This is a genomic window from Burkholderia sp. AW33-5 (assembly GCF_053427615.1).
In genome coordinates, this window is the sequence record NZ_JBSAXA010000060.1 from 1 (window position 1) to 3,166 (window position 3,166).

The 3,166-nt window shown below is 65.7% G+C and carries 1 protein-coding gene; it reads right to left on the reverse strand.

The features are described from left to right. Positions 1 to 72: 72 nt before the first annotated feature. A complete protein-coding gene (locus ACV22V_RS32230; protein WP_223958665.1) occupies positions 73 to 2,274 on the reverse strand; it encodes a glycoside hydrolase family 3 C-terminal domain-containing protein in 2,202 nt (733 codons plus the stop codon). Positions 2,275 to 3,166 lie beyond the last annotated feature (892 nt).

Genomic DNA, 3,166 nt, shown 5'->3' on the forward strand with positions numbered 1-3,166 from the left:
TGAGACGTCCGGGCTTCCCGTTTCTCCTGTCAGCCGAGCGGGCCGGTGCGCGCGGGCCGCCGGGCTGTCCGATCAGCTCCCCTGCAGCCGGATATCGCGCGACGACGCGCCCACATACACCGTCCCGCCCGGCACGACCTTCCATCCGTTGCGCGACGTGTCCCACACGCTCTGCATCCGCGGCGACACGGTCACGCGTACATGCCGTGCCTCACCCGGGTTCAGCCGGATCTTTTCCCAGCCGACCAGCCGCTTCGGCGGTTCGTCCTTGTACGGCACGCCGAGATAGACTTGCGGCGTTTCGGCACCGGCGACGCGGCCGTCATTGCGCACGGTAAACGCGACGCTCAGCGAACCGTCCCGTTGCCGCGACACGGACAGGCCCGAATACGCGAAGTGCGTGTACGACAGACCGTAGCCGAATTCGAACATCGGCTTGATGTTGCGCGCGTCGTACCAGCGGTAGCCCATGTTCAGCTTCTCCGCATAGACCGGATCGTTCTCGAACGCGCCGTTTTGTCCCCACGCCGGCGAATCCTGGTCGCGCGCCGGGAACGTGACGGGCAGCTTGCCGGACGGATTGACCGCGCCGAACAGCACGTTCGCGATGGCCTTGCCGCCGCCTTCGCCGGGATACCACGCCTCGACGATCGCCGACACGTTGTCCTTCCACGGCATCAGCACCGGATTGCCGCTCTGGACGACGACGATCGTATGCGGATTCGCACGCGCGACCGCTTCGACGAGTGCATCCTGGTTCGACGGATTCGCGAGGCTCAGGCTTTGCAGGTCACCGAAATCCTCGCCAGCCGGCTGCGCGACCACGACGATTGCGACATCCGAGCGGCCGGCGAGTGCCGCGGCCTGGTCGATTTCCTGTTGCGTGTACGCGCGGAACGGCGACTGCTGATCGCTGTTGCCCGCGAACGTGACCTGTGCCGCCGGCGCGAGCGCGCGGATCGCCGCGACGATCGGCACGTCGACCTTGAGCCACGGATTGCGCCACCAGCTGCAGCCCGTCGACGACCCGAACGTCAGCCCGCCGCAGCCCGCGAACGAACCCGTGACCGGATCGCGCGTGTTGCCCGAGCCGCCGCCCGACAGCACGGCCGCGTCGGCGTGGCCGCCGATCACGGCGATACGCGATAACGCCGCGGCCGCCAGCGGCAACTGGTTGCCGTCGTTCTTCAGCAGTACGATCGACTGCTCAGCGACCCCCTGTGCGAACCGATTCGCGGCCGCGAAGTCGATCGTGCCGCCGCCCTTGGCCGGATCGTCCATCACGCCGACGCGAATCATCACGGCCAGCTTGCGGCGCACCATGTCGTCGAGGCGCGCGGTCGACACCGAGCCGTTCGCGATCGCCTGCTTGACGGCGGCCGGCGTCAGGTAGACCGACGGCCCGACGTCCTCTTCCTCGTCGAGCCCGGCGTTGATCGCGGCGGCCGTGCTGTGCGTCGCGCCCCAGTCGGATTGCACCTGACCCTGGAAGCCCCATTCGTTCTTCAGTACGTCGTTGAGCAGGTGATTGTTCTCGCACGCATACGTGCCGTTCAGGCGGTTGTAGCTGCACATCACGCTGCCGGGTTGCCCGCGTTTCGCGGCGATCTCGAACGGCAGCAGGTAGAGCTCGCGCAGCGTGCGCTCGTCGATCTGCGTGTTGCCGCCCATCCGGCCATGCTCCTGTTCGTTGCCGGCATAGTGCTTGATGGTCGCGATGACCTTTTGCCGCTGCGTGGCGAGTGTGCGCTCCGCGAGCAGGTCGCCGGCGAGCAACGGATCCTCGCCGAGATACTCGAACAGGCGGCCGCCGCGCGGTTCGCGAGCGAGATTGGTGCCGCCGGCAAGGCCCATGCCGAACCCTTGCGCGCGCAACTGGATCGCGACCTGCTTGCCGAAGTCGTACGACAGGCGGCGATCCCAGCTCGCGGCGACGGCGATCGTCGCGGGAAACGTCGTACTGGCCTGCGACGTGCTGCCGGAACCGGTCGCCGAGTCGACCATGTTGAGATCGGGAATGCCGAGCCGCGGCACACCCTGGATGTAGCCGGCCCCGCCGCCCGGCACCTTCGACATTTCGTATTGCGAATGGATGAACTGAAGTTTCTCGTCGAGCGTCATCTTGCGCACGAGGAGGTCGGCGCGTCGTTGCACGGCGGAAGACGCGAACGCGTCGGCGGCGTCGCCCGGTGCATTGAAATCGGCGTTGCCTGCGTAAGCGGTGGTGCAGAGGGTCGCTGCCAGCACGGCGGCCGGCCAGAGTGTGTCCCGCATGTTGCTCTCCATGATCGTATTGCCGGTTGTTCGAATGATGTCTGGAGCTGCGCACGCCCGGTAGATTCGCACCGGACGCATTCGGCTGGTGATGCAGGGTGGTTGCGCGTCGGCATGCCAGGCCAGGCGGGGAATCGTTACGGCCGGTTGGGCCCGATCGAACAACGCGGACGGCGACGCGGACCGTCCGACGCTGCCGAATCGGATGTAGCGATTCTCTGCAGCGACCAATCGTACGAATGTAGTTTGACTACAGCATCGGTATTTCTACCGATACGTATGATCTTTTTTCGACAGGGGCGTGTGGTGCGGGGAAAAGGCGGTAAGCGTTCCTGATTGTGCGCGTGCAGCAGAGTAAGAATTACTCGACGTCGGCCGTTTCGTGGGGAGCGGAATCGATGCCGGCGACGGGGCGACGTGCGGGGGATTCGTTGCGTGCGCATCGAACGGCGCAAGTCATACGAGCGGATCGTTCCTGCCGATTCGCGTGCCGCATCACTCAGCGCTTCGGTTAGCGGACGCACAGTTCGTCGGGAAAGTCGCTCTTATGCAGGGGGAATGGCTCGGGCAGGTGGTTCGCGGGTACGTTGCGTACAACGCGGTCCCGACGAACTTGCGAGCACTTGGCGCGTTCCGTTACCACGTCGTGGATCTCTGGCGGCGAGCGCTTCGGCGTCGCAGCCAGAAGGATCATATGACGTGGACGCGGGTCGAGCGGATCGCGGATGCCTGGCTCCCCCGACCTCGCATTCTTCATCCGTGGTCGGACCGGCGTTTCGCCGTCAAACACTGAAGGTAGGAGCCCGGTGCCCGAATTGGGCACGCCGGGATGTGTGCGGGGGGCCAGTAATGGGCATTCCTACCGCGATCCTTTACATTTGACGCAACGCTA